Source organism: Nostoc spongiaeforme FACHB-130 (assembly GCF_014698475.1).
In the GTDB taxonomy this organism is placed as follows: Bacteria; Cyanobacteriota; Cyanobacteriia; order Cyanobacteriales; family Nostocaceae; genus Nostoc_B; species Nostoc_B spongiaeforme.
The window spans coordinates 72,506-93,644 of the sequence record NZ_JACJTB010000015.1; the positions used below are offsets into that span (position 1 = coordinate 72,506).

The following is a 21,139-nucleotide window of genomic DNA, read 5'->3' on the forward strand; positions in this document are numbered from 1 at the left end:
ATTCTTATTTGCGATGATTGATTCCAATCATTTGTTTGAGTTTAAACCAGCGACCACGTAGTTGCCAAAACTTGCTGGTTTTCATAGCTGCAATCTCTTCTCTAGCATCTTGAAGCTGCTTCTCCAGATAGCTAACTTTTTGCTCAAGTTGTTTTGAGTGGGTAGAGGATTGATTGGTACTGCTTAGAGACAATTGCTGAATCGGTAAAGGGGCGGTCGCTTCAGTTAAATTACCATCAGTTATGCTTGCTGTATTACTTGCGAACAACTGACTATATCCTCCCGATTGAATCCAATAGACTTGATCTAAGTCAACTGAAATGATCTTTTGTAACACTGCTTTTAATTCTGAATTAGAAGCTGCAACAAGCTGGATAGGTTTTTGGATGTGATAATTATCAATAGAAGCTGGATCAGAAATAAAATTAGGATAGGTTTCTACAATTTCACATTCAGGAAGCCAGGAATAGAAAAATTCTTGCCCGTGTGGAACAATAAGTTGCAAGTTAAGTTGCCACTTTCGCAACCGATTAATCACATCCATATTGTGTTCAAAATCCGGCGATATGAGAACTGTGACTGAGTGTTTATCTTTTAGATGTGTAAAAATTAGTGTTTCAAGTCCAAAGTTTTCAAGAGCAAATAAATTAGACGGAGAAGCTTCTTGTAAAAACTCTAAATCTCTAACGTAAAATTCCTGTGCTGCTTCTGAGGAATTGTGACTTTGTAGCTGAATCTCAACCAAAAAGTTTTTGTAAGTATGGACTTCAACCACCATAGGAATATAGAGTTCGTGCCATACTCCTCTCACTAATTCCTCTGAAAAAACGTTGATCGAATTTAATTTGATAGTAATTGTCGGGGAGTCGTAATCCGAGACATAAGGAATGAGAAGTGAAAGATGCAATAAATTCTTCAATCTATCCAAACTAAAGAATAACCTTGCTCGTTTGTAAGCAGTGCGCTTATTTTCTCCTGCCTGCTGAAGTTTCCACCCATTAAGTAATCGAAACTTAGGATAACTCTGATCTGTGACTGATAGATTAACAAATTGGTCAGCAATAAGGTCAATTAGGCGATGGATTCCTGAACCTGGGCTATATAAATCTTTTGCATATTCAGAAGGACGAATAGCCTCTTGACTAAGGTTACTTTGAGGAATAGAAATATGTTGCTTTTTCTGAATCAAAAAATTAATACTGCCAGCCAAATGCGGAAATTTTGTAATTGCTTCTTCAAAACTCCATTCGCTATGGTATGGCATTAATCCATAAAGGTTTTGAGTAAAGACTCGAATATCCAGTGCGTCTTTGTAGTGTTTAAAAGTTTCAGTAAATAGTTGGAATTTGGGGACTTGTTCGTTTATACCTTGTAATACGCTGGTATGGTGATTAAAAATCAGGGCCTCCTGTTCCTCAGTACTGCTATCTGCCATAAAAGAATCACCCAATGTAATTAAATATCCCCCTGGTTTTAGAACTCTTAAACTTTCCTGTAACGATTTGGGAATGTCTACCAGATGATGTAGGGCTGCATTGGCAGTAACAATATCAAACTGACAGTCCGCAAAAGGTAAATTATCTGAGGAACCACCAAACCAACGTAGCTGTGGATATTCTGCATTCCCAAATGCACTAAGAGCAGGACTAAACTCCAGACAAGTGACGGTTGCACCTGCACTGTAAAACTTTAGGCTGTCATAGCCTGACCCTGCACCAATGTCTAAAACGTACTTATTCCGTAGATCAATAGCTTGAGTCAAAGTTTTGAAGAAAAGATGCTCGTTATATCGGTACTCCAGCCAGTAAGGTATGTTTGTCAGCCCATATTTTGATAGTACTGCTACTTTGTTGCAAGAGTTGGTGTACTCATTCACCATACTGATAACATTCAAATAGCTATGGTCTGCATTCTTGTCCTTTACTTGATACTGGGCGGCATTTGCCGCAATTTCAAAAAGACTAAGTATCTCTTCCTGCTTAAAAATTCCTAAATAAGGAACACCCCAAATTAGGTCATAGTTTTTGCCACAATTATTGCAGGTAATAGCATCAATATAAATCTGTTTGTTGTCATACTGATCAATCCGCGTGGTTAGTGCGGATTGATTGCAGGATGGACATTGAGTATTATTGAGATCCATAGATGTCGACATACCTTATTGTAGAGTGTCATTGAACCCTGAAAGCTCACCAAATCTTGTTGGCGATCGCACTTTACCCCATAATTTCCTAGCACTCAAGCTCTAACAACAAACCTTCAATCTTCTGAGCGATCGCATATCAAATTTTGCCAAGTGCAAAAATCTCTGATGTCTAGTTTTGCAGCATCTATAATTAATCTTGCCCCCTGAAAGTTCGTTACCATGTCGGAAGAAGATATCCGTGCCGCAAGGCTGGAAAAAGTAGACCAGATTAAGCAGTTAGGGGCTAATCCCTACGCCTATCGTTGGGAATCCACCCATAACGCCGCCCAATTGCAGGAAAAATTTGTTGATTTAGCTAGTGGTGAAGAAGTTGACTTAGAAGTTGCGATCGCAGGGCGCATCATGGCGCGGCGTGTTTTCGGTAAACTAGCATTTTTCACCTTGCAAGACGAAACAGGCACCATACAGCTTTATCTGGAGAAAAATCGTATCCAAGAAAGCATGGCAGAAATTGATGCTGAAGCTTTCAACCACCTAAAGCAACTCACAGATGCAGGCGATATTCTGGGAGTTAAAGGCACGATTAAACGGACTGAAAAGGGCGAGTTATCAGTCTACGTCAAACAATACACCATCTTGACTAAATCCCTTCTGCCCCTACCCGACAAGTGGCACGGATTAACAGATGTTGCTAAACGCTACCGTCAGCGATACGTTGACTTGATTGTTAACCCCGAAGTCCGCCAAACTTTTCGCCGTCGCGCCCAAATCACCGCAGGTATTCGTCGCTATTTAGAACAGCGAGATTTTCTCGAAATTGAAACGCCTGTTTTGCAAAGTGAAGCTGGTGGTGCAGATGCACGTCCTTTCATCACCTACCACAACACCTTAGAAATGGAACTGTATCTGCGAATTGCCACAGAACTCCATCTCAAACGGTTAATTGTCGGTGGTTTTGAAAAAGTGTTTGAAATGGGACGGATTTTCCGCAATGAAGGAATTTCCACCAGACACAACCCCGAATTTACTTCAATTGAAATTTACCAAGCTTACGCCGACTACAACGATATGATGGCGCTGACGGAAGGCATTGTTACTACCGTCGCCCAAGAAGTTCTCGGCACATTGCACATTACCTACCAAGGTGAAACTGTAGATTTAACACCACCTTGGCGAAGAGTGACAATGCACGACTTAGTGAAAGAAGTCACAGGCTTGGATTTTAATTCTTTCCAAAGTTTGTCAGATGCCAAAGCCGCAGCTAAAAATGCGGGGATTCCTGGTACAGATGAAGCCCAATCAATTGGTAAGTTACTCAATTTAGCTTTTGAAGAAAAGGTAGAAACAAATTTAATTCAACCTACCTTTGTTATTGACTATCCCGTAGAAATTTCGCCACTCGCAAAACCCCATCGTTCTCAACCGGGTTTGGTAGAACGATTTGAGTTATTTATTGTGGGACGCGAAACTGCTAACAGTTTCTCAGAATTAACAGACCCCATCGACCAAAGGGAACGTCTAGAAGCCCAAGCCGCCCGTAAAGCTGCTGGTGACTTAGAAGCCCAAGGTGTAGACGAAGACTTCCTCACCGCCCTGGAATATGGAATGCCACCTACAGGCGGTTTAGGTATTGGCATTGATCGGTTAGTTATGTTACTAACTGACTCTGCAAGTATTCGGGATGTCATCGCTTTCCCCTTACTCAAGCCGGAAAAATCAGAAGCATCCGCAGAAACAGAAAGTTAAAAAATTTGCAAATGAATAATTTAAAAACCTGTAGAAACGTGAAATTTTACGTTATTACAGGTTTTTTATATAGCGTTTATTAATAGTAGGTTGGGTGAAGCGATAGCGTAACCCAACAAAGTCTTGATGATGTTGGGTTCCGTTCCTCCACACAACCTACATCTTTGATTCAAAATTAACTTTAGCTGATACCGAGATTAAATTTGTACCACAATTTTCATTTCTTCAAGTTGTTGCTGTAACCAAGCAGCAAACAAATCTCGGAGAATTTTACAGCGTAATTCTTCATCTAAATGAGGCTGAATAATTTCTTCAACCAAAATCAGATGCACTCCTTGATGTGTGAGAATGGGCTTGAGAATCTGTGGCGGATGGGCAGTAAAAACATAATTGGCAATCTCTGGCATCAAATCACTACGATATCGTATTCCACAATATCCACCTACACGCCGTAATTCTGGTTCTTGTATATATTGCTGGGCAATATTTTGGAAAGAGATTTTATGTTCTTGCAGTTCATAAAATAGTTTCCAAGCTAACTCTTCGTCGTCTAAAACAACTTCATAAGTGATAGATTTAGCATAATCTAGTTGATGTGCAGCAAAGAAAGGTTCGATTTGCTCAAAAAAGAGATGATGCGCTAACTTAGCAGAAAGTAAGGATATTTGAACTAATTCTTTGAACTCATTCAGAGAAAGATAATATTTTTCTAGCCATGTTTCAGTATCTTTAGCTTTGATAAGTTTTTTTGCCAAACGCATTTTATCTGCTGTTTGCTGAAGCTCTCCTGCTTGAATTTTTATATCTGATTGATTAGCAGCATCAGTAATAATCTTGCGAGTTGCGATCGCAGCAATTATATCTGGCAGTTGACAGGAAAGCTTGAGTTGATACAATATATCTTCCGAAGAAATAATGAAAAAATCAGTCATCGATTTATCCCTGTTTGAAAAATACTCTCTATTCATGAGTATTCACAAAATCGAATAATTCTGACAAACTATTAGATTCACAAGTTAATTGTAAATCATATATTATAATTTCTGAATCTTTAATATCATTAGTTTCTTGTTGGTTAGAATTATTTTTTTGTTTTGTGGAAAGTCCCATTTGTTTAAGTAAACGACTGATGTGACGTTCGGTAATTTTAATGCCCATTTCATTGGCTAAATGCTTACTTAACCATTGTGCAGTCCAGTTTTGAAACGGATAGCCATATTCTTGAGGACTATGAGTTACTAATTCTTTTAAGCGGTCGAGATATTGCTCATTAATAAGTTTTGGACGGCCTATTTTTTGTTCCTGCCATTGGTGAGCTAACCCAGCTTTGGCAACACTAGTCCAATATCTTGCCATGTGGTAGGAACAGCCTAATATTTGACAAATTTTACTTGGAGATTGACCTTGATCTGCCAGCAACATAATTTCGATACGACGACGATATTCAGGTTGTAAATTTGTATGTAAATTTTTGAGCAAAACCTTTTTCTGAAAAGGTGTTAAAACCTCATCAGGATTGATTTTATATGCCTCTAAATTGGGAAATTGATTGATTTTATGTGACATATATCCTCAAAGCCTTATCCAAAGAGAAAAATCAATCTAAATTGGGATTTTCGGCTAAAGTAAATCCATGAAATAAATAGATGTTTTTGCAATTGCTCGAATAGCTCTAATCTTAGTAAAGCACTTGTGTCAATCACAGCCATAAATAGTAGTAAATTAGATGATTGATATGTGATTTAATTTCTATCTTCAGTCAGATTTAAATTAGTAATTTTCTAATAAGTGAAAATTAAATCTATAAAATATTTATGTAAATTAAGAATATAAAAATCCTTAGTCTAAGATAAATACTTAAAACTAAGGAAATTAATTAAAGGCTAACAATCATCAATAAATTTACTAGTAATCGTCCGATTCTATGAGGATTCAGCTATGAATAACTGAATCCTATAGACTAACAAATGACAATCTATCAAGCAGCGCCAGCACCACCAGCACCAGCAGCAGCAGCAGCACTAAATGATTTGGCGATGGATGCAATATTGGCGATCGCAAATCCATTCACGCTATACTCTAGAAACTTCTGACCATAGGCGATATATGGCAGGAATAAAGCGCCTTCTCCTCCCTGCACAGCCATAGCTTCTGTATCAGTTAAGTCTTCGAGAAAGTTTTCTGAATCTGTAAACAGTTCGGAACCAACAGGATTGATTGCAGATACATTCATCTTGACCATTGTTTTTTCTCCTATTTACTCAATAGCTAAACTTGCTGAGGATTCAACTGTTAATTGCTGAATCCTATTGACTTGACTAACAAATGACAATTTAGAAAGCACCGCCACCAGCACCACCACCAGCACCGCCAGCACCAGCACCACCAGCAGCAGCACTAAATGACTTGGCGATGGATGCAATATTAGCGATCGCAAATCCATTCACGCTATACTCTAGAAACTTCTGACCATAGGCGATATATGGCAGGAATAAAGCGCCTTCTCCTCCCTGCACAGCCATAGCTTCTGTATCAGTTAAGTCTTCGAGAAAGTTTTCTGAATCTGTAAACAGTTCGGAACCAACAGGATTGATTGCAGATACATTCATCTTGACCATTGTTTTTTCTCCTATTTACTCAATAGCTAAACTTGCTGAGGATTCAACTGTTAATTGCTGAATCCTATTGACTTGACTAACAAATGACAATTTAGAAAGCACCGCCACCAGCACCACCACCAGCACCGCCAGCACCAGCACCACCAGCAGCAGCACTAAATGACTTGGCGATGGATGCAATATTAGCGATCGCAAATCCATTCACGCTATACTCTAGAAACTTCTGACCATAGGCGATATATGGCAGGAATAAAGCGCCTTCTCCTCCCTGCACAGCCATAGCTTCTGTATCAGTTAAGTCTTCGAGAAAGTTTTCTGAATCTGTAAACAGCTCAGAACCAACAGGATTAATTGCAGATACATTCATCTTGACCATTGTTTTTTCTCCGATTTAACAGCGCAAATTGTTCGTTGTTTTGTTGTTGATTATGAGATTATTAGTCGTTAAAAAACTACAACGTATAGGTTATGGTGCCACTTAGGCCAGGCGCAGAACTAACACCACCAGGCGCACCACCAGCACCGACACCACCAGCGCCGGCACCATTACCAACACCACCAGCACCGCCTACACCACCAGCACCACCATCACCACCATCACCAGCACCACCAGCACCACCAACGCCACCAACACCAGCAGCACTAAATGACTTGGCAATGGATGCAATATTATTGATTGCAAATCCGTTCACGCCGTACTCTAGAAACTTCTGACCATAGGCAATGTATGGAAGGAAAAAGGCACCTTCTCCTCCTTGTACAGCCATCGCTTCTGTATCGCCTAAGTCTTGTAAAAAGCTTTCGGCATCTGTGAAAAGTTTAGAACCCGCAGGATTTGGTTCAGACATATTCATTTTTTTCATTCTTTTTCCTCCAATCAAAATTGGCAGAAAACATTTGTTTGTCTATGGATTAAGCTTGCATCGCTTAATTCATACTGAACATTTTTATGAAAAAAGCTCTGTTGTTCAATAGCGTAAAAAAGATAATTACGTCCTAAAATGACTAATTATGTCTGAAGAATAAATATTTATCTTAAAATGTAATAAATTAGTGATTATTGATTTATTTAAAATAAAAAATCAAGATAAATTCAATATTTTAATTGCTATTTTGATTATCAATATTAGTTGTAACTAAGATGCAATCGCCTTGATATATGTGTTAAGTAGACTCCACAAAACAGAGCAGACAAAATAATTAGATTAGGCTATCTACCTCTAGTATTTGGGAAGTAGAGTGTGTCTATAGCAGAGGCATTGTAGAGACATAATTAGACAGTTTTTGTCTTTAAAAAAATATAAAAAATGGTGCTACAACCAAGTTATAGCACCTAATCAAATTTGAGCTGAAATATCACTAGATTTGGAAATTTAAAGTTATAAGCTCTTTCTTATCGTAATTTATTGAGCGCATAGTCATTGTAGTGGCATGATTCACTTATTAAGCACTGGTTGCTTCCGGCAATTCAAATTTATAACCGTAGCCCCGGACTGTTTTAATAAACTCAGGTACATTTTGATCAACTTCTAGTTTCTTGCGTAATTGACCTATGTGTACGTCAACAACTCTTCCATCACCTACATAGTCGCAACCCCAAATTTTTTGGATGAGTTGTGGACGACTCCAAGCTTGACCAGGATGACTTGCTAAAAAATGTAAAATATTAAACTCTAATGCTGTTAAATTTAGCGGCCTATCATTTAGCGTGACTTCTCTTCCTTCTGGGTTAATAGCTAATTGCTTAAATACCAAGCGTTGTACAGGAGATGGGTTGATAGAACGTACACGTCTTAAAAGTGCTTGGACTCTAACTTCTACTTCTGCCAGACTAAATGGTTTAGTCAAAAAGTCATCAGCACCCGCCGAAAGAATCTTAATTTTATCTTCTTCCGCATTTCTACTGGTTAGTATCATTACTAGTACGTTCGTGCGACTCTGCATTTCTTCGCACAAATTGTAGCCACTGATATCTGGTAAATTCCAATCTAAGATTACTAAAGCTGGATCAAATTGCTCAAATAAAGATAACGCCGTTTTGCCATCTGCCGCAGACTCTATTTGATATTTTCGACCGAGAAAACGATAGATAAGATTACGGACACCAAAGTCATCATCTACAACAAGAATTTTGGGATTTGTAACAGGAAGCATGACCATAAAGTTCTAGCCTATTATTCATTGAGCAACTCGTAGTTGAAATAGCTTTTTTGGCATACGAGAAGCCACTGTGGAAAAGCCTATAATTACAAAGATTTTTTAGATTTTCTTGACATTTACCTAAGTTCAGTACTTAGACATCAACAAGTTTTTGCCAGACATGGACACTATTCTACTGAGATACACTTAATTTTCTATTAAATTTCGGAAAACTTCAGCCATCATATTGCATACCAAATGTATAAGTTTTGTATGATTTTTGTATGTTTTTGAACATAACCGTATAATTTAGTACTCTTATCTTTAAAAGAAATTCAATTTATTGAAGATTTTTAAAGAACAAATACCCTTCAGGCAGAAAATCAGTGGCGTATCCAGCCAGCATCAACTGAAATTTGGTAAGATATTTAACTCTAATTTTGCCAAAGTCAACTGTTTGGGAAAACTCAAGCCATCTGTCCAGGGTGTGTCTACGTGCAGCTACATTCCTACTTGTAACCTAAAACACTTAAAAAGCTGATTGTATGACCAGCCAAGGACTCAGAGCTTCCTCAGAAGGTATTAGAGCTGCTAAAACAGCTTTAACTGACAAAACTTTAAGCCAACACAAATTAGCCATAGCTCTAGGTATTACACGCCAACCAGTATCTAAGTTTTTTGCAGGCGAACCAGTTTCTCGCAGTTGCTTTGTACAAATTTGTCAACATCTAGGGTTATCTTGGCAAAAAATTGCTGACTTACCAGAAGATATAATTTCAGATACAAGTGCTAAATTTCCGACTAATAAGCGAGATTTAAATATATTGGTGCAGGAAATACGCCAAAAACGCCAAGGCAAAATTCAAGACCAGTGCAGTACTTTACAAATGATGGATATTGCTCAGACAATTCCATTGCTTGATATCTATACGCCTATATATGTATTAGAAAAAATTACAAGTCAAAGATGGCTAGAAATTGATGATTTGCTACAAGAATGTGGTGGTGAATTAAGCTGTAACCAAAAAAAATTACCAATTTTAGAAACGGTATCATTTTACTCGAAGTTGATGATACTGGGTAAACCAGGTATAGGTAAAACTACATTATTAAAATATTTGGCGCTTGAGTGTAATCAAGGTGAATTTCAACCGAATTGTGCAGCTATTTTTATTAGCCTGAAAGACTTTGCTGAAGACTTGAAAGATAATAGTGATTTTAGTTTTTTGAAGTATATTAGCCAAGAATTTGTCAGTTGTGGGATTGAAGCAGAATCAACGCCAAATATCTTAACTGAAGGCAGAGCATTAATTTTATTAGATGGATTAGATGAAGTACCCGCAGAGGATATCAAGCAAGTTAATCAAGAAATTCGACGATTTTCTCAGATTTATTACAAAAATCGGTTTGTAATTAGCTGTCGCATTGGGGCGCAAAAATATAAATTTCCAGGATTTACTGAGGTTGAAATTGCTGATTTTGATATACAGCAAGCCGAAACTTTTGTAAAACAATGGTTTGTAGCAGTGGCTCATGAATCTAAGGAAGATGGTGAATCTATAGGAAATTTATTTATTCATCAATTACATTTGCCGGAAAATAAGCAATTACAAGAATTAGCGATCGCGCCAATATTGTTACATCTAATTTGTTTATGCTTTCACACAAAATCTGAATTTACATTTAAAGTAACTAAGTTATATGAGCAAGCTTTGAATATTTTGCTGGGTAGATGGGATGAAGTTAGAAGTATTCAAAGGCAGTCAATTACAGAGAATTTCAAGTTATTTAATCCTAAAAAGCTCCTGGCGCAAATAGCGGCTATTACTTTTGAGCAAGAAGATTATTTTTTTGAACAAGAACAAATACAGTTGTTAATATATCAATATTTAAGTAAATGTAATTCCTATGTTACTTCTAACTTAGAATTAGTAAATCAGCAGTTGCAAGATAGTGAAAAATGGTTAAAAATAATTGAAGTGGAGTATGGTTTATTAGTGGAGCGATCGCGCGGTATTTACTCTTTTTCTCATCTGGCTTTACAAGAGTATTTAACGGCAAAGAATTTTGTGATAAATTACCAAGAACAGTCTGTAAATCAGCTAATTACTCATATCACCGAAAAACGCTGGCAAAATGTTTTATTGCTGACTGTGTGTATGTTGCCAAATGCGGAATCAATGCTGCGCTTAATGAAACAAAAAATAGATGCTTTAGTTGCTAATGACCAGAAAATTCAAGATTTTCTCTTGTGGCTCAATCAAAAGTCAAATTCAGTAACTACTCAATATAAAGCAGGTGCAATTCGGGCTTTTTATTTAGTTTGTGTTGGTCGGGCGTTAGAAGTGTGTTTGCAAACAAGTAATCAAGTGTTTGGTAATTCATCTAGTTATGGTCTGGAGCGTGCTATGCTTGGTAACTTAGCATTTAACCCAGAACTTGCGATTGATGAGTTTCTAACTAGTACTTTTGCTTGTGCTGGTGAACTAGAATTTGCCTGTCATTATATATTGAATGATGCTATTGTTTTTGACTATGCTCATGCGCTCAATATTGCCTTTGATAAAGCTCTGAATTTGGTTGTTGAATCTAAATTTAGGCAATTTCTCTACAACCTTAAAAAACAATTACCACATACTCAAAACCATCCTCATAAATTTCGTAAATGGTGGATAGAACATGGTAAATTCTGGAGTAGAAAATTTAGAGAACTCCTAGTTCAATATCGTAATATTTGTCATGACTGGCAGTTTAGTAAACAGCAAATTGAATTAATGCAGCAATATTATAGTGCTAATAAATTACTGATAAATTGCCTGAATGCTTCCCAGAAGATTGCGCCAGCAATTAGAGAAGAAATTGAAGAGACTTTGTTGTTAGGAATCGCCGAAATAAAAAACTGAATTATAGAAATATTAATAGTCAAAAACTATCAAATATACCGTAAGAAAGACTTTCATAACATTCATACCAGAGAAAGAGCAATCACATAGCTGAATCTCGTTAAATTGCTGTTAGCAAAGTCAGTTAAGGATATTTTATGAATAATTTAGTAGGCGGTATTATTCCCCAACAGCCACCAATTGAGCCTGTATCTGATGCTCATGTTCTCAAGTCTCGTTTGGAATGGGGCGAACCAGCTTTTACAATTTTAGATGTGCGCGATCGCCAGACATATAACGATGGTCATATCCTAGGAGCAATGCCTATGCCCATTGATGAATTAGCACAGAGGGCTGTACCATCTTTAGATAAAAGCCGTGATATCTATGTTTACGGTGGTAATGATGAAGAATCTGCTCAAGCTGCACAAGTTCTACGTTCGGCTGGTTTTGATCATGTTTCTCAACTCAAGGGTGGTTTAGGTGCATGGAAGGCGATCGGCGGCCCAACAGAAGGTATTGTTGAATCTAGAACTCCCGCAGGTGCAGATGACTACAATGTTGTCTCTCGTCTGAAAAACCACGCCGAAAATCAGCAAAAAGAAGTCTAGATTTTGGCCAAATATAGGAATGGGTTTGATTCCTAAATCTAGTTGTTTACGTAGGGAGTAGGGAATGGGGAGTAGGGAGTAGGAAAGAAGCCGGAGTAATGAATTTCCTTCCTGCCTCCTACCTCCGTCCTCCTGCCTCCTTAATATCAATCAATGTTCAAATAAATCCTTGAACTGTAACAAATCTAATGCGACGATTGTTGGTAATACTTGAAAGCATTCTTGTGCGAGTTGCCAACGTTCTTCTCGTTTGAGCATTTCACTGAGTTTATGTTGGATATTAATTAAATAGCGCACATCATTAGCAGCATAACTTAATTGCGCTTCAGTTAAATTAGCCGCATTACCCCAATCAGAACTTTGGGCGCTTTTATCGAGTTCTACTTGTTCTAACTCTTGTACTACATCTTTGAGTCCGTGACGGTTGGTATAAGTGCGGGCTAATTTACTGGCAATTTTGGTACAAAAAACAGGCTGGACGTAAATTCCTAGGTTGTGACGTAAAGTAGCAACATCAAACCGCGCAAAGTGAAATATCTTCAGTACATTCTTGGCTTCGAGAAGCTGTTTTAAATTGGGAGATTCTGTTTGTCCTCTAGCGATGCGGATGGCTGTGACTTTACCTTCCGAGTTGCACAGTTGCACAAGACACAAGCGATCGCGCTGTGGTAATAATCCCATAGTTTCCGTATCAACAGCGATCGCCTCGGCTTTTAAGTACTCACTAAGGGTAGAGTCATTAATGTCGCGATCGCAAACCTGAAAATCTGGTAATGTCATGAATTACTCAACCATAAATGCAGTGTCTTCCACAAAAGAATACCCTTAGACACTACATAATTTCAGCAAGTCAAATGATAATTTCTTTGGAATGACATAATATTTAGGCTTGAATTGCTTATCCCAAATTGAGATGAAGAAGTATATGACGAATTCCATTCGTCGGGGCTAGGTGCAAGATGGGTGTATGGGGGAATTCTTTTGTCGATTCAAAATCCAAGGCAGAAGTTTAGCAATATTTCTCGCATCATCAATACCACGATGATGAGTTCCGTTTAATTCTATATTGACGAGCTGCAATGCTTCTACCATACCGTATCGCTTAGATAAGCCTTGGCTATCACTAAACTGTTGTTTGAGATTGACGTGAGGATAAGCAATCGGAAAAGGAAGATTGTGAAACTTGCTATCTTGTTTAAACTGGTTGCGATCATAATCTCCCCAGGAACCGAATACAGCATTGGGGTAATTAGATAACCATTTTTGCAGCATAGCGATCGCTTCGGGATATTCTGGCGCTTGTTCAACCTGTGTCTGAGTAATCGATGTCAATGATTTACAGAATTCAGTCAGTGTAGGATAGCGAACTGGCTTGATAAAAGTTTGAAACTCATCGATAATTTTTAAAGTTTGCGCCTCAACCATCACGGCTCCAATTTCGATGATTTCCATCTCATACCGTTTAATAGTTCCTTGATCACAACAAGTTGCTTCTAAATCAAGTACTAATAAGTAATCATACTGATTCAAGTTCATCATCGCACCGCAAACTTTGAGAGAATATAGTAATCCTATTTGATTTCTCAACTACTTTTAGAAGTGAGAAATAGAAAAGAGTATTTTTCGCCACTATCAAACCGGATTACTACATATCTAACAGTATTTGGTCACATCCTCACCGCATTCATCTGCCAAATACATCAAACACTTAAAACGCAGACTAATTACTTGTTCATAAAAAGGATTTAACTTGCACAAAGGTGGAATGTGAAACAGCGTCCGCCCTAAAATTGATACAGTTCTCTCAAAGGGACAATGAGCAGGAATAACTTTACAAAACAGTCTAGCAAGCTGATCATTACGTATTTCCACAACATCAAGCTGATGACGTAGCTGGGTTAAGAAGCCGCTCTTCTTTTGAAATTGATTGGATAAACCCATAGCTGAAATTTCCTTTAGTCCATTGTCACCCCTCTAAAGTTACAACGATATTTTGAGAAAAACATAGTATAACTACTAGATTATTTTGTGGATTTATAAAATTTGAGTATTAATCTCGTAAAATTGCCGAGGAAGTAATCAAGGAAGTAAGTTAAAGCGCAAAACTGTGGGAAATAGCAGTCAGTATATATACTGTAATTGAGTGGCTGCGATCAGGTTCTAGCAGGACAACGTACTGGAATTTTTGTCATATTGTGAATTTGTTGAGCGATCGCAGATAATTGCTCATAACTCACACACCGAATTTGCTGCCAATTAGACTGATTTGATTTGCCTTTTTTACATTCCTTCAGCAAACTTTGAAATGCTCCATATATAGCAATGCAAAATTATTTAGCAATATCTCTTCCTTGTCTCTGATGCTCAAATATCAAATATAATAATTCCAGCATTTACCAATTACCCCCCATTAAAAATGGCAATACTTCAAATAATTGAGCCAGAAGTGAAAGATTTGGGTGGGTTTATTGCCCGCCGTAGTTTGCCATATCCTCAGCGCCAAATGGTCGGGCCGTTTATTTTTTTTGATCATCTTGGCCCCTCTATTTTGACTGCTAACAAAGGTATTGATGTCCGTCCACATCCTCATATTAATTTGGCAACGCTGACTTATTTATTTGATGGTGCAATTATGCACCGTGATAGTTTAGGTGTGGTACAAGAAATTCAACCAGGTGCAGTTAACTGGATGACGGCGGGAAAGGGAATTGTGCATTCAGAGCGATCGCCTGACTTTGACCGCTTCAATGAAGTTACAATTCATGGTATTCAAACTTGGATTGCTTTACCTGTTGAGTACGAAGAAATTGACCCTTGGTTTGTTCACTACACTGCTAAAACTCTCCCTAGTTGGTCAGAAAATGGCGCTGTCATTAAATTAATTGCTGGGGAAGCCTCTGGTTATACTTCACCTGTAAAGGTGTTTTCTCCTATCCTTTATTTAGATGTGGTACTTTCTGCCAATACTAATTTTACTGTCCCGGCTGGTTATTCTGAAAGAGCAGTATACAGCGTCACTGAAGGACTGAGTATTAATAATGAACCACTAGAACCATATCGCCTCGCTATTCTAGAGCCAGATAGTGAAATTAAAGTTTCTGCTAATGCTGCGGCTCGATGTATTGTGATTGGTGGTGAGCCGTTGGGTAAACGTTACAAATGGTGGAATTTTGTCTCTAGCCGACCAGAAAGAATAGAACAAGCAAAAGCAGATTGGCGCGACAAACGTTTTGCCAATGTGCCGAATGAAACAGAGTTTATTCCCCTACCAGAAGTAGTGACAGAGGCTAATCCTTTGTAGTTTTTCAAGAAAGATAGGGGTGTAATAAGGGGTATGGGTGTGTACTTCGGCTACCCTCAGTAACCAGGGCGTAGGTGTTCAAAACCCTTACACTCCATACCTCTACGGTGAATTCAAAATTCAAAAGTAAGGGGATGTTAATTTTGACTTTTAACTTTTAACTTTTGACTTGATTTCACCCTGACACCCATTCTTAACCTTGGTGCGTAATCTCAACCCAAATCGAATAGGAGAATTTCTGCACTCAGGTTGGTGCTAATTTCGAGCTTTTCTTCGCCACTGATTTGTACACCATCGCCGGCTCTGAGTTCTTCACCGTTCAGTGTGGCTATACCTTGAGCTATTTGCAACCAAGCATAGCGATCGCGTTTCAGGTGATAATTCACCACATCACCACTTTCTAAAACAGAGGTGTATAAATCTACATCTTGATGAATTGTCACCGCACCGTCGCGTCCATCTTTAGCAGCGATTAGGCGTAATTGACCGCGTTTTTCTTCTACAGGAAATGCTTTTTGTTCATATCTGGGAGCCAAGCCTTGCTCATCTGGTAAAATCCAGATTTGCAGTAGGTGGAGTGGTTCGGTGGGTGAGGGATTAAACTCGCTGTGCATAATTCCTGTACCCGCACTCATAATTTGAGCATCACCAGGACGAATGACTGAGCCTGTACCTAAACTATCTTTATGCTCAACAGCGCCAGACAGCACATAAGTAAGAATTTCCATATCTCGATGTCCGTGGGTAGGAAAACCCGCACCAGGCGCAATGCGATCGTCGTTAATCACTCGCAGAGAGCGGAATCCCATCCGATTGGGATCGTAAAAATGGCTGAAGGAAAATGTATGGAAGCTATCTAGCCAGCCAGTTTGGCTACGACCACGATTGTTTCTATCATGAATTAGATAGTTAATTGTATTTTGAGACATAAATCCACCTCAGTTGATTTAGTTTGGGTAATCTAAATAATTAATATTCTTGTGTGCAGAAGTATGCAAATTAATGCAGTTAAGCAATTACAAAATTGATGCGCTAGATTTTAACTGCTAATTAATCATGAATCTCAGAGAGAATTTTGATTTATCTAGCTGCCTTTCGACTTATTTAAATATTAGAATATCTACCTATAAAATGAAAAGTACGCACTAAAAAGTGGCGTACTTACCAAAAGGATACTATGAAGTTTGTTTGGCAGGACTTATCTGACTGTCGCTGGTGTTTTAGCAGCAGCAGAACCATTTTCTGCTTTGATTTCTGCTACTTGTAGATGAGCTTCTAAGAACCACAGTCGTTTGTCAATGGTGCGAGAAATTTCGGTGTAAAGGTCTGCGGTGTCTGCATCACCTAAGTCGTCGGTTTTAGCGATCGCTTCTCGGATATGTTTAGCGTAAGATGCAAAACGGTCGGCTAATGCTGTTACATGGTCTTTGCCATCCAAAATATCTAGGGGATATTCTGGCAGGATGGAGTTACTAGCCGCTAGTCTCGCTGTTCCGAAAGCGTAGCCACCTAAAGCGGTGACACGTTCAGCCACCATATCAACGTATTCTTCTAATTCGCCAGCAATCTCATCAAACAATTCATGCAACTGATAAAAGTCTGTACCTTTAACGTTCCAGTGTGCTTGCTTTGTCTGGGTTTTCAAATCTAAGGTAGCTGCCAATGTTTGATTGAGAATGGCTACGATTTGAGAACGTGCTTCGGCAGGAATATCAATACGAGAGGGATAAAGTCGGGATGTCTGCTTATTGTCGCTCATGGTTCCACGTTTTTTGATCGACACATTGAGTCTACAAATAGTGATGGAGTTTGGGGAACTTCCGAAAGACAGATGGTTTTTCCGCAGGAATGATTTATTATCTTGATTATTCTTGGGAATGCTTATCTTGCACTTAGCCCCGACGAATGGAATTCGCGGCTAGAAAAACAAAGTCCGCCTACGCGGACTAACATAAAATAACAAGTGTTTAATCGAACATAATGTAACTCAGCACTCAGCACTTTCAACTCAGCACTGTTTTATAGGCGATGGTTATCGATCGCATTGAATGTACCACCAAAGAGGCGATCGCGGATGAGCTGCAAGAAGTCATGGGGAAAACCAAGTTCTATTTGACTAACTTTGTTGAGGCGTTGTAGATGTTCCGGCGATAAGGTGATATCTAAACAAGCCAAGTTATCTTGAAATTGGCTGAGTTTGCGTGCGCCAACAATGGGAATCATTACACCACTTTGAGCGCGTAACCAAGCTAATGCAACTTGCGAAGGTGAACAACCGATTTCCGCCGCAACTTGACTGACTACTTCGGCGATCGCTATACTGCGTTCTGATACATTACCCATTGCTGGGTTTGACAATCTACCTTGTTCTTCTCCTGGTTGCAGAGGTTTATTATACTTACCTGTCAGTACACCACCAGCTAAGGGAGACCAAGGTGTGACTGCTAAATCAAAGGCCTTAGCCATTGGTAGCAAATCTCGTTCTGGTGTACGCTGAATTAAATTATACTCTATTTGTAAAGCGACAAACTGTGTCCAGCCTTGATATTGAGCGATGGTATTGGCTTGAGCGACAATCCAAGCTGGTGCATCGGAAATACCAATGTAAAGAACTTTACCTTGGCGTACCATATCATCAAGCGATCGCATTACCTCCTCAACCGGAGTGGTAAAATCCCAAGCATGTAACCAAAATAAATCAATATAGTCTGTATTCAGTCGTTTGAGACTACCTTCTAAAGATTGCACCAAATTCTTGCGATGGTTGCCACTACCATTGGGATTACCTGTATTTTCTCCCATCCGCAAGGGAAAAGAATATTTAGTAGCAACTACAAAACGTTCCCGGTCTTTGGCAATTAATTCACCAACAATTTTTTCACTACTACCATCAGTGTAACCATTGGCGGTGTCAATAAAATTCCCGCCTGCTTCTGTAAAAGTCTCAAAAATTTTACGACTTTCATCAACAGAAGCACCCCAACCCCAGTCCTCACCAAAAGTCATCGTTCCCAAGCAGAGTTCCGAAACTCTCAACCCACTTTTGCCTAAGAGTTTGTATCTCATATAACTCGCAATTGGTAGTTTGTAATTACCTTAGCAGTGAAAAATTAGCAGTAACAAATGACCAATGGTAGATGACGCTGATTTAAAAAGGTGTTGTGGCTTGTAAATGAAGAGTTTTGGCTAATTGGGGATGGTAAAAACTGATTTCCCTGGCGTGGAGATGTAAACGATTTGCACCAGCATTACATCCATAAAGGCGATCGCCTAAAATTACCACGCCTAGTCCTACTGCCGCATGAACCCGTAACTGATGGGTGCGTCCTGTGAGGGGGATAAATTCTACGCGGGTGTATTCACCTTGTTTGGCAATTACTTGAAACTGAGTGACGCTGGGTTTACCATATTGCCAATCAACTTGTTGATAAGGACGATTTTGCGGATTTCCCCAAAGTGGTAATTCAATCGCGCCGTGGTTTTGAGTCACTGCACCTGCCAGAATTGCTTCATAAACTTTATGCACCTGTCGCTGTTGGAATTGTTGACTGAGGTGAGAGTGAGTATGGCGATCGCGTGCTATCAACAAAATACCAGAAGTCTCTTGATCCAAGCGATGCACAGGTATAAGATTCATCCCATCAGCTAACAAATTCCGCAAACGACTCAGCACACTATCTTGGGTATCACGATAACGCCCCGGAACAGATAACAGTCCCGCAGGTTTATTCACAGCAATTAGCCATTCATCTTGATAAATAATTTTTTCTCCCCTGTCTCTCTTGTCTCCCCTATCTCCCTCATCCCATTTCCCACAAGATTGTAAAAAACCTACATTCGTCAGTGGGGGGTTAGGTTTCATACCCGACAGCAAAAACCCCATCAACGGCTGACAACGTTCTGCACAAGCTTCATAAAATTCCCCCTGAACTTTGTCGCCAGAAGATTTCCCCCACCAAAATTCCGCCATTGCTAAAGGTTTAAGGTGATTGGTAGCGGCGTAATGCAATAACTTTGGGGCGCAACAGTCGCCTGTACCTGTAGGTAAACCATCCGGCATTAATTGTTGTAAGGTTAGGGATTGACCAAAAAAATTCATCAGCGAGTAAGCAGCGTGCATTTCGGCTTGGAGTTGACGAGATAATGTTTTACGCTGTTGTTTTAATTCTCTGATTCTAGTCTCTGCGGCGGTAATGGATTGTTGAAGCGGCTGTAAAACTGTATCTCGCTGACGTTTGAGTTGTCGTCGTTCAATTCCATCTTGGCGACTGGCTTCGTCAAGTTCCGCAAGTGCTAAAGCGAGAACTTCACCTGTGAGTGTTTCACCCAGTATTTCGCGTTGGACTTGGCGTTGATATCTGCATTCACGATGGCGATCGCTCATTACTTGCAATTGCTGTTCAAATTCAGCAGATAATATTTCATACTGCTGTCGTGCTGGTAATTGTTGTAAAGCAATAATTTCTTGTTTAATTGCGTCTAATTTAGTTAAAGTCTCGGCTTCTGAGAAAGCAACTGCTTCTCGTCCTGGAATTGGCAAAACCCAGCCTTCAACAACACTTTGACTATTTAATAATCCTGAGAAAGCTTTAATAACTCGTTGTTCGCCACTAGGCAATTCTACTAATAAAACACCATACATTTTACCTTCATTGGCATAACGCTCATCCCTAGCGAGATAGTTCATTAAGCCACGGGCAATTGCTTCTATCAAAGCAGTGCGGGGTAATCTCAGCAGTTCACCTGTTTGGGGACAATGCCCTTCATAGTAATAGTTAGGAGAGAGATTATTGACTGCAAAATTACAATCAATAAAATCTGAAATTGGCGAAAGCAAAGAATAGTCAAGCATTTATTTAGGCATAATTGTCACTCTTGCCCAAACCCAATCTTTACCAGGTATTTTAGCTACTTGCTCAATTTTCACTTTTTCACCAACTTTGTTGACTCGCGTAACATTACCCAAAGTATAGTTTGGTGGCTCAGGTTGCTTCTCTCTCAGGTACACATCATCAATTATGGTGTATGTATTACCTTCTTGTGGCATTGCGTTCTCTGGAACTTGAATAGTTTTTCTTGACCAACGATTGTTATGAAAGTTTCCTACATAGCACCATCCTGATGTAGCAGTTTGAATCGCTTTCACTACATTTTCTGTCGATTTTATTGCCGATGTTTTCTCCTGAGCTTGACTGTCTTTCTCCGGTTTTGGTAATGCTTCTGATATATAAATCAAAATTTTAGGGTCTCGTTTGCCTAAATCTTTCAGCACATCGTAAAGCTCTACTTTATCCGCAGCCAAGATTAAACTAACAGCCATTTGAGGATCGTCTTTATTGAGCAGATATATCGCATAAGCTGCAAGTTTTGATTTTGCTTTGTTACCGTTCTCAGATATTCTATCAATATAAGGAGACATAGAATCGACAGACTTGATAGTTCTATCAAGGACTGCTAATCGATTAGAAATATCTTGCTGTGTTTGGTTAATCTGAGACTGAATTTTATTACTTTGTTGCTGGCTAAAGTGAATAAAAGCACCCCAAATACCAGTTGTCAATGCTGTAATTATAGTAAAAATTACTTGAATTTTATCCCATTTATCTTTACCCGTGGTGTCGTTCATCATATTTCCCTCTTGCAATCAAAAAAATTATTAAAAATAATCTAAAATTTTCATCTATTATGCACAAAGT

Annotated in this window: 21 protein-coding genes; 4 read left to right on the top strand and 17 right to left on the bottom strand. The window is 38.9% G+C overall.

What is annotated here, in order from left to right:
* Positions 1 to 4 precede the first annotated feature (4 nt).
* Positions 5 to 2,143 (bottom strand): class I SAM-dependent methyltransferase, encoded by a 2,139-nt coding sequence (locus tag H6G74_RS13670; protein ID WP_190968185.1) that lies wholly within the window; start codon positions 2,141 to 2,143, stop codon positions 5 to 7.
* Between the two features lie 222 nt (positions 2,144 to 2,365).
* Between H6G74_RS13670 and lysS the strand changes: the two genes are divergently transcribed.
* On the top strand, positions 2,366 to 3,892 hold the full coding sequence (lysS, locus tag H6G74_RS13675; protein ID WP_190968186.1) for a lysine--tRNA ligase: 1,527 nt from the start codon (positions 2,366 to 2,368) through the stop codon (positions 3,890 to 3,892).
* 197 nt (positions 3,893 to 4,089) lie between these two features.
* On the opposite strand, the gene H6G74_RS13680 is transcribed toward lysS, so the two are convergent.
* The 7 genes from H6G74_RS13680 to H6G74_RS13710 all read right to left on the bottom strand — a co-directional run bounded on the left by H6G74_RS13680 (position 4,090) and on the right by H6G74_RS13710 (position 8,670).
* Positions 4,090 to 4,824 (bottom strand): peptidylprolyl isomerase, encoded by a 735-nt coding sequence (locus H6G74_RS13680; protein ID WP_190968187.1) that lies wholly within the window; start codon positions 4,822 to 4,824, stop codon positions 4,090 to 4,092.
* 28 nt (positions 4,825 to 4,852) lie between these two features.
* Complete coding sequence (locus H6G74_RS13685; RefSeq protein ID WP_190968188.1) at positions 4,853 to 5,458, bottom strand: helix-turn-helix domain-containing protein; 606 nt, start codon at positions 5,456 to 5,458, stop codon at positions 4,853 to 4,855.
* Positions 5,459 to 5,870: 412 nt separating this feature from the next.
* Positions 5,871 to 6,134, bottom strand: a complete 264-nt coding sequence (locus H6G74_RS13690) for a hypothetical protein (protein WP_190968189.1) — start codon at positions 6,132 to 6,134, stop codon at positions 5,871 to 5,873.
* A gap of 91 nt (positions 6,135 to 6,225) precedes the next feature.
* Entirely contained in the window at positions 6,226 to 6,510 is a 285-nt protein-coding gene (locus H6G74_RS13695) for a hypothetical protein (RefSeq protein WP_190968190.1), read from the bottom strand.
* Positions 6,511 to 6,601: 91 nt separating this feature from the next.
* Positions 6,602 to 6,886 (bottom strand): hypothetical protein, encoded by a 285-nt coding sequence (locus H6G74_RS13700; RefSeq protein ID WP_190968190.1) that lies wholly within the window; start codon positions 6,884 to 6,886, stop codon positions 6,602 to 6,604.
* Positions 6,887 to 6,962: 76 nt separating this feature from the next.
* A complete protein-coding gene (locus H6G74_RS13705; protein ID WP_190968191.1) occupies positions 6,963 to 7,373 on the bottom strand; it encodes a hypothetical protein in 411 nt (136 codons plus the stop codon).
* Between the two features lie 580 nt (positions 7,374 to 7,953).
* Positions 7,954 to 8,670, bottom strand: coding sequence for a response regulator transcription factor (locus H6G74_RS13710; RefSeq protein WP_062290264.1), 717 nt, complete (start codon positions 8,668 to 8,670; stop codon positions 7,954 to 7,956).
* A gap of 524 nt (positions 8,671 to 9,194) precedes the next feature.
* Here H6G74_RS13710 and H6G74_RS13715 point away from each other — a divergent pair.
* A complete protein-coding gene (locus tag H6G74_RS13715; RefSeq protein ID WP_190968192.1) occupies positions 9,195 to 11,552 on the top strand; it encodes an NACHT domain-containing protein in 2,358 nt (785 codons plus the stop codon).
* 137 nt (positions 11,553 to 11,689) lie between these two features.
* A complete protein-coding gene (locus H6G74_RS13720; protein ID WP_190968193.1) occupies positions 11,690 to 12,142 on the top strand; it encodes a rhodanese-like domain-containing protein in 453 nt (150 codons plus the stop codon).
* 150 nt (positions 12,143 to 12,292) lie between these two features.
* Here the strand turns inward: H6G74_RS13720 and H6G74_RS13725 are convergent, their stop codons facing one another.
* From H6G74_RS13725 to H6G74_RS13740, 4 genes are all read right to left on the bottom strand, one after another.
* Entirely contained in the window at positions 12,293 to 12,922 is a 630-nt protein-coding gene (locus H6G74_RS13725) for a ribonuclease H-like domain-containing protein (RefSeq protein ID WP_190968194.1), read from the bottom strand.
* 168 nt (positions 12,923 to 13,090) lie between these two features.
* A complete protein-coding gene (locus H6G74_RS13730) occupies positions 13,091 to 13,681 on the bottom strand; it encodes a 3'-5' exonuclease (RefSeq protein WP_190968227.1) in 591 nt (196 codons plus the stop codon).
* Between the two features lie 114 nt (positions 13,682 to 13,795).
* Positions 13,796 to 14,083 (bottom strand): Mo-dependent nitrogenase C-terminal domain-containing protein, encoded by a 288-nt coding sequence (locus tag H6G74_RS13735; protein ID WP_190968195.1) that lies wholly within the window; start codon positions 14,081 to 14,083, stop codon positions 13,796 to 13,798.
* 212 nt (positions 14,084 to 14,295) lie between these two features.
* Positions 14,296 to 14,439 carry a hypothetical protein gene (locus H6G74_RS13740; protein ID WP_190968196.1) on the bottom strand — a complete coding sequence of 48 codons (144 nt, stop codon included), beginning with the start codon at positions 14,437 to 14,439 and terminating at the stop codon, positions 14,296 to 14,298.
* A gap of 119 nt (positions 14,440 to 14,558) precedes the next feature.
* Between H6G74_RS13740 and H6G74_RS13745 the strand changes: the two genes are divergently transcribed.
* The gene (locus H6G74_RS13745; RefSeq protein ID WP_190968197.1) at positions 14,559 to 15,443 is read left to right on the top strand and encodes a pirin family protein; all 885 of its coding nucleotides are present in this window, start codon (positions 14,559 to 14,561) and stop codon (positions 15,441 to 15,443) included.
* Between the two features lie 212 nt (positions 15,444 to 15,655).
* Here the strand turns inward: H6G74_RS13745 and H6G74_RS13750 are convergent, their stop codons facing one another.
* The 5 genes from H6G74_RS13750 to H6G74_RS13770 all read right to left on the bottom strand — a co-directional run bounded on the left by H6G74_RS13750 (position 15,656) and on the right by H6G74_RS13770 (position 21,087).
* A complete protein-coding gene (locus H6G74_RS13750) occupies positions 15,656 to 16,372 on the bottom strand; it encodes a pirin family protein (protein WP_190968198.1) in 717 nt (238 codons plus the stop codon).
* Between the two features lie 269 nt (positions 16,373 to 16,641).
* A complete protein-coding gene (dps, locus tag H6G74_RS13755) occupies positions 16,642 to 17,202 on the bottom strand; it encodes a DNA starvation/stationary phase protection protein Dps (protein ID WP_190968199.1) in 561 nt (186 codons plus the stop codon).
* Positions 17,203 to 17,462: 260 nt separating this feature from the next.
* Positions 17,463 to 18,509: an aldo/keto reductase gene (locus H6G74_RS13760; protein ID WP_190968200.1), complete on the bottom strand. Its 1,047-nt coding sequence runs from the start codon at positions 18,507 to 18,509 to the stop codon at positions 17,463 to 17,465.
* An 82-nt stretch (positions 18,510 to 18,591) separates the two neighbouring features.
* Positions 18,592 to 20,295, bottom strand: a complete 1,704-nt coding sequence (locus H6G74_RS13765; protein WP_190968201.1) for an RluA family pseudouridine synthase — start codon at positions 20,293 to 20,295, stop codon at positions 18,592 to 18,594.
* Positions 20,296 to 21,087 (bottom strand): hypothetical protein, encoded by a 792-nt coding sequence (locus tag H6G74_RS13770; RefSeq protein ID WP_190968202.1) that lies wholly within the window; start codon positions 21,085 to 21,087, stop codon positions 20,296 to 20,298.
* Positions 21,088 to 21,139 lie beyond the last annotated feature (52 nt).

Coding starts and splice junctions, on each gene's coding strand:
- H6G74_RS13670 (WP_190968185.1), bottom strand. CDS start 2,143: ATGGATCTCAATAATACTCAATGTCCATCCTGCAATCAATCCGCACTA.
- lysS (WP_190968186.1), top strand. CDS start 2,366: ATGTCGGAAGAAGATATCCGTGCCGCAAGGCTGGAAAAAGTAGACCAG.
- H6G74_RS13680 (WP_190968187.1), bottom strand. CDS start 4,824: ATGACTGATTTTTTCATTATTTCTTCGGAAGATATATTGTATCAACTC.
- H6G74_RS13685 (WP_190968188.1), bottom strand. CDS start 5,458: ATGTCACATAAAATCAATCAATTTCCCAATTTAGAGGCATATAAAATC.
- H6G74_RS13690 (WP_190968189.1), bottom strand. CDS start 6,134: ATGGTCAAGATGAATGTATCTGCAATCAATCCTGTTGGTTCCGAACTG.
- H6G74_RS13695 (WP_190968190.1), bottom strand. CDS start 6,510: ATGGTCAAGATGAATGTATCTGCAATCAATCCTGTTGGTTCCGAACTG.
- H6G74_RS13700 (WP_190968190.1), bottom strand. CDS start 6,886: ATGGTCAAGATGAATGTATCTGCAATTAATCCTGTTGGTTCTGAGCTG.
- H6G74_RS13705 (WP_190968191.1), bottom strand. CDS start 7,373: ATGAAAAAAATGAATATGTCTGAACCAAATCCTGCGGGTTCTAAACTT.
- H6G74_RS13710 (WP_062290264.1), bottom strand. CDS start 8,670: ATGGTCATGCTTCCTGTTACAAATCCCAAAATTCTTGTTGTAGATGAT.
- H6G74_RS13715 (WP_190968192.1), top strand. CDS start 9,195: ATGACCAGCCAAGGACTCAGAGCTTCCTCAGAAGGTATTAGAGCTGCT.
- H6G74_RS13720 (WP_190968193.1), top strand. CDS start 11,690: ATGAATAATTTAGTAGGCGGTATTATTCCCCAACAGCCACCAATTGAG.
- H6G74_RS13725 (WP_190968194.1), bottom strand. CDS start 12,922: ATGACATTACCAGATTTTCAGGTTTGCGATCGCGACATTAATGACTCT.
- H6G74_RS13730 (WP_190968227.1), bottom strand. CDS start 13,681: ATGATGAACTTGAATCAGTATGATTACTTATTAGTACTTGATTTAGAA.
- H6G74_RS13735 (WP_190968195.1), bottom strand. CDS start 14,083: ATGGGTTTATCCAATCAATTTCAAAAGAAGAGCGGCTTCTTAACCCAG.
- H6G74_RS13745 (WP_190968197.1), top strand. CDS start 14,559: ATGGCAATACTTCAAATAATTGAGCCAGAAGTGAAAGATTTGGGTGGG.
- H6G74_RS13750 (WP_190968198.1), bottom strand. CDS start 16,372: ATGTCTCAAAATACAATTAACTATCTAATTCATGATAGAAACAATCGT.
- dps (WP_190968199.1), bottom strand. CDS start 17,202: ATGAGCGACAATAAGCAGACATCCCGACTTTATCCCTCTCGTATTGAT.
- H6G74_RS13760 (WP_190968200.1), bottom strand. CDS start 18,509: ATGAGATACAAACTCTTAGGCAAAAGTGGGTTGAGAGTTTCGGAACTC.
- H6G74_RS13765 (WP_190968201.1), bottom strand. CDS start 20,295: ATGCTTGACTATTCTTTGCTTTCGCCAATTTCAGATTTTATTGATTGT.